Consider the following 5708-nt stretch of genomic DNA (forward strand, 5'->3'; position numbering starts at 1 on the left):
TGTTGTTCGAGAGCATTCATTACCCGGGCTGTCACACATTCAAATGGCGGAACATGCAGATCAGCTTGCTTCATGCGCCACAAAAACATTCCCTTGCCCCCGAGTTGATTGCGGTCGGAGGGCGAATAGTGAGCAACCTGATCTGAAACAGGTAAACTGCAAAAGCGCTTGTCTAAAGGCGTTTGACTGATCGGAACGCTACCGGTGTCAAGACCACTGAAATACCGTTTGGATGGACTATTTTCGGCATCCTGTTTTGGATTCATTGCCGGGGTTTGACTATCCGATCTGTCAATACGTTCAGGTAACATCCAGATATCCCTCTCATGTTAAAGCTCATCCATGAGTTAATGACAAGCGCATCAACAAGTTACTTTCTTTTGACAATAATGTTTTTATAAAGTTCACCCGCCAGTCTGAAGCACATAACTTTGTCAGGATGAAAAATTGAGCATCCTGAACTTCTTACTTGGGTATATATTTAACAACTTCGCTATTTCGTTGGATGGCCGAATCGATAAAGTCCTGATCTTCTTGAAGCCTGTACGCAGCATATTCGAAAGCCTGAGGATTCTCTTCAATTAAATCCAGCATATACTCGCGATCATAAAATACCCTTAAACCGGCATATCTTAAGTGAGTGAAATCATCCGCTATTAAGATTTTAATCATGTTTTTATCGCTTCGGATTCTATGACTTGCATACTCGAAAGCTCCTGGATAATTCGCGATAGCAGCCATGACAACCTCATCATTATCTTTCATTCCCAGGCTGGCATATTCCAACAGATTACCCTCTTGAGCGACTGCGGCCAGGACGACCTCTTTATTACTTTTCAGTTCTTCACTCACATATTTCAGGTTATCAGGATGTACTGCAATGATGGCTAATACAAGGTTTTTATCATTTCTAGCCTTTTGGCACGCATATTTCAAGCCATTCTTCAGAAAGAAATTCCTGACCTTTTCTTTATCTTCCGAAAGTGACTGACCTGGTGAAACATCAAACTCCAGCCTGTAACTGTAAGATGATGGTTTGATAACATAATATTGATCTCTCAAATCGGGATAAACATCATCAACCAATGGAATAGCGCTTTGGGCATCTAACAATAACAGATGGTGTAAAAGTTCCCTGCGAGTGTCCTCACTGATCTCATCACTCATTAACACTTTCCGAAAATATTCCTCTGGCTTTTTCCAGCACTCTTCTAACTGTTGAACATAGTGAATAAACTGTTGGTGTTGTTTGCTTAATAACTGCCAGCAATCGGGAATAATCGTGAAAAAGTCGTAAATCGTTGCGAAAAGGCAATGTTGAAAGGCAAATCGATCAACTTCTGTCGTAACACCTCTATTAAGGCGTTGCTCAAGCAAGTTAAAATCCCACAGATCTCCTTCAAAAATGGTGCAGTCCTCTAGATAAATATCCATATTCTCAATAGAGTGCAACGCTGTTATCAGTTTTTCAAAGGCATCCTGCATCGTTTGGCGTGATGTCACTCGGGGGCATTCGACAATAATTTCTCCTGCTACGGCGTTGCAACTTAGCTTCATGCCAGCAGCATATTTATCCAGTTCGATCGCTTTCAGCAACTGCACCAGAAACCACATACGTTTCAACTTGCCGGGGGCATCAATGCCATCAATGAGATCAAACTCGTCAGAAAATGTCAGCCGCAAAGTTCGTCCTTTCCCCCCCTCTGCGTCTTCAAGCAGCTCGATAAGACCCATATGACTTCCAAGCTTCAGGTTAACAATCAAGGCACCATCCATACTGACGACAGTAGCTGGACGATCTAATTCTTTGAGGGATGCTTTGCAGGAAGGACTCAATAGTATTGCGCTTTCACCCGAGCCACCCGGAGTCGTGCAATCAACATAAGCGACTTCCTCTTCCCTGGTTAGCCTGCCCTGACCCGCGGCTAGTGTGACCGGTGCCAGCGCCTTTACGAAGCGCTGATGCAGGGCAAAAATCAACTCATGGACACTCCGCACCTGCTCAGCCTCTGAAGGGTTGAGCATCTGAAGACAGGATTGCAGCTGTTGACAGGCGACCACCCACTGACGAAACGATACCTGTCCTTTTTCAGAGCCATCCAGTGGCAAGATGACCACCTCTAACCCTGACCGAATGGTCTGTTTCAGCGTCTCGAACCGGTTGATTAACTGCGGCAATTCATCCAACAATCGCTCGACCCTCGGCGCCCTCCTGCTTCCCGCCAGTAGCAAAAAGGCCCGGTAACCCTCCAACAGGGCTTCAGCCCCATGAATGAGAAGATTTACTCTGTCCTTAGTCTGTGCCAGTAAGTTTGATCGCTGTGGCGACATACTCAGTTTCACCGGGTTTGCCAGACAATCCAGTCCGCCGCCAGGAGAATATAGCGCCAGCAATCGGGCATTTTGCTCTGTGAGCCACTTAAAGCCACTGGCGACCTGACGGAGTGTGCCTTCAGGGGGGGACAACTCATCCCGTGACGGAGCGGCTTTCGCCAATGATATATCAGAAAAAGCAGAGGACAGCCTTCTGTGACTGGCCAGTTTTCCAGTATGATCACCGTCCACAATAAAGGCCCCGAAGTTACCGTCAAAGCGGGCGCAGGCCAGCGTAATCTGTCGGCCATCCTGAGCAACCACTGCCGCATACTCGCCAGCGGCCAGCATTAAGGGTTTTTTTTCCTGTCTCATGAGGATGGCTACATGATCATTGAATCCTCCTTCGGCAATGACAAAACCACCTGCCCGCATCAGTACATCGGGCTCAAGCATCCATTGTTCGGCGTGTCGGGCCACGACAATGGCCCCGTGGGGCATAGAACCTGCCTCTCGTTTTTTGGCCAGCCAGATGGGTCCGGTGCCATAGCCTTCGCTGAAGGTCTCGCCAGTGGCCAGACTGTCTTCGGGTATGGGCATGGCAAAATCCATGCCGCCAGAGAGTTCGGTTACAGGACGCACCTGCAACAGGAACAGGCGCCCCTGACGATCAATAGCAAATTCCACATCCACCGGGCATAGCAACAGGTCTTCCAGCTTTGCCACCATCTCCCTGAGTGCTGAAACCGTGTCATCACTGAGTTGCTGACTGGTGTCGTCTGATTGAGTACCCGCATCATGAATTCTTGTTTCCGAGTAGCCCCTATTATCTGTGTTTTTGCGCAGGATGAAGTGACTTGCAACTGTTCCGGGAAAATATTGAGAACTGTCAGCGCCTTCTTTTTTGCGGGAAATATCGATGCGGTGGGGCGTATTACCGGACTGTCCTGCCACTGCGCCTCTGGGTTGACCGGGTGTGTACTCAATCCTGACGGAATCATCCTGAAAGGATTGAAAGCTCATAGCTACCCCGCCATATTGGCAATCAATGCAATGTTGAATAATCAGCGCCATGGGTTGAGGGATACCCTCGGGACAGACTTCAGGACGATAACCTGAGGCCATAACCTTAAGGCAGGTACGAAAAACATCCTCTTCTCCCTGAACTTCCGAGAGGTATTTGCCTGCCTGGGCATTGCCGTAGTTATCTTCGTTGATGCCAGAACTGCGGACAATCACCGGCTGTGATATGAAGGGTCCGTCCAGCTGACAGCGCAGACCCCTGACATGCCGGGCCGCTTCAGAATCTTTAACCTGTTCGTAAAAGTCATGACTGGCAATAAATTTCGCCAGACCCGCCAGCCCGTTATCCCTTTTGGTCTGCTCTGAAGGTGGCAAGGCATTGAAGTATTCCCTGATGTTCTTCAGGCTGGTCTCTGGCCCCAGTTCATCGACTATATCAGGACAATAAGGGGCTATACGAAGAGTATCCAGAAGGTGTTGTTCAAGAGCATTCGTCGTCTGGGCTGTAACACTTCTGAAGGGTGGAACAGGTAAACTTGCTTCCTGCATACGCCGCAAAAACATCCCCTTGCCCCCAAGTTGTTGCCGGTTGGAGGGAGAGTTGTCATTAACCTGGTTTAGTGGGGTTGAAATATGTATACGGCAGATTCGATTGGCTAGTGGCGTTTGACAGGGAAAGATAATGGCATTAAAGGAACTGAAATATCTTTTGGGTAAACGGTTAGCCCCGTTAGCTGGAATGAGAGTCCCGGTATTCTGATTTGGATTCGTTGTCGGGATTTGATGATTTGAACGATCAAAATGAGCGTGTAACCCAGACATCCCTCTGATGTTTATGTTCTTCTTCCAGACCGGCATCTGCAAGCACGTTGCCATATTAAGTGACCGAAGCCATGTCGACGCCCTTATCATTCTCTAGTTCTCCATTCACCTATTTCAGACCATCTTGATGTACCGAGATGATTGCCAGTACAAGTTTTTTATCATTTCGCAACCGTTGTCTGGCATATAGCGGATCATTAGCAAGTAATATCAAGATACCCGTCTCATGCCAGTATTCATCTATAATCCGACGGCTGTGCGTTAAGAAATTATTTTTATTTCGACAATGATGTTTTTATAAAGTTCAACCGTCAGCCTGGAACAAACAATTTAATCAGGGTATAAAAATTCAGCCGTTCAGATGCCAACAAGAACACTCATGAGCAGACCATGACAGGCCCTGAAAACCAAAGAGTGAAGCACTCTTGCCGATAGAGACATTGTTCGGAAAACAGTCGGGACTTGATGCCAGACCCGGCTTCCAAAACAATAACAATGGTCAGCCTTTACAGCTCACCAGGTAAATGGCACTCTGAGCTCATGAAAAACAAGATCATCATTGCAGACGACCACCCATTATTCAGAGCCGCATTACAGGCAGCTCTGCGTCAGGGGCTGGAGAGCCCTGAAATTTATGAAGCCGGATCTATCGCAGCCTTGCAGAATATCCTTGAACAAGTGCTGTCTCCTGATTTGATCCTTCTTGATCTCAACATGCCGGGTGCTCATGGCCTTTCCGGCCTGATCTTTCTGAGGGGGCAATATCCTCAAGTCCCGGTTGTTATTGTTTCCGCTTCTGAGGATTCGCAGATCATCCATCGCTCCATGCAACACGGCGCCCATGGATTTATCCCGAAATCCTCGCCACTGGATGTTTTGAAAAATGCCGTGACCCAGGTGCTTGAAGGTGATAACTGGTTACCGGAATGGCTGCCCGAACTGCCAGAACAGGGTCAGGGATCAGAACTGGAACTAAAGCTCGCCGCATTGACACCACAACAATTCAGAGTACTGGGAATGATCAGCGAGGGACTGTTGAACAAACAGATTGCTTATGAACTGGAAGTATCAGAAGCCACTGTAAAAGCACATGTCACAGCCATTTTCAAAAAGCTGGGCGTTCGCAACAGAACCCAGGCAGTGATTGCCATGAATGAGCTGGAAATTGATCAGCCCTCTGCAGGTGATGACGGCCCATCTACCACTCACGCTTAATCTACTCATGGCTCAAAAAGGACTCTGGCAGGCGCCGTGAGCGATGACATCAAGGCTCTGAGTGAGGCAGGTTTGATCGGTTTTCCCATCAACTTGATATCCTGATCACGACAACGGTCACGAACACTGTCCTGTTTATCGGCAGTAATAAGAATCGCTGGCAGAAACAAAGACGACAGTTTACGTAATTCTCCGGTCAGCTGGATGCCATCCATACAATCATCGAGGCGGTAATCGATCAGCATAACATCTGGCAGCCCACACTCTTCGACAACCTTAAATGCTTCTTTCACACTACCGGCAGAATTGACCTGACAACCCCAGCGGGTCAGCAA

General features: G+C 47.8%; 4 protein-coding genes. 1 reads left to right on the forward strand and 3 read right to left on the reverse strand.

The window, feature by feature from the left end:
* Both KDK17_RS03255 and KDK17_RS03260 read right to left on the reverse strand, forming a co-directional pair.
* On the reverse strand, positions 1-311 hold a 311-nt coding region (locus KDK17_RS03255; protein WP_257287330.1), incomplete at its 3' end, for a hypothetical protein.
* A 154-nt stretch (positions 312-465) separates the two neighbouring features.
* Positions 466-4212 carry a PEP/pyruvate-binding domain-containing protein gene (locus KDK17_RS03260; protein ID WP_257287331.1) on the reverse strand — a complete coding sequence of 1249 codons (3747 nt, stop codon included), beginning with the start codon at positions 4210-4212 and terminating at the stop codon, positions 466-468.
* Between the two features lie 486 nt (positions 4213-4698).
* On the opposite strand from KDK17_RS03260, the gene KDK17_RS03265 reads away from it, so the two are divergent.
* Positions 4699-5373, forward strand: coding sequence for a response regulator transcription factor (locus KDK17_RS03265; RefSeq protein ID WP_257281890.1), 675 nt, complete (start codon positions 4699-4701; stop codon positions 5371-5373).
* A gap of 5 nt (positions 5374-5378) precedes the next feature.
* Here the strand turns inward: KDK17_RS03265 and KDK17_RS03270 are convergent.
* On the reverse strand, positions 5379-5708 hold a 330-nt coding region (locus KDK17_RS03270), incomplete at its 5' end, for a response regulator (protein ID WP_257287332.1).

Source organism: Endozoicomonas sp. SESOKO2 (genome assembly GCF_024606245.1).
Taxonomy (GTDB): Bacteria; Pseudomonadota; Gammaproteobacteria; order Pseudomonadales; family Endozoicomonadaceae; genus Endozoicomonas_A.

What these genes read in the sequence shown, in the direction of transcription:
- KDK17_RS03260 (WP_257287331.1), bottom strand. Translation starts at nt 4,212, where the DNA reads ATGGCAACGTGCTTGCAGATGCCGGTCTGGAAGAAGAACATAAACATC.
- KDK17_RS03265 (WP_257281890.1), top strand. Translation starts at nt 4,699, where the DNA reads ATGAAAAACAAGATCATCATTGCAGACGACCACCCATTATTCAGAGCC.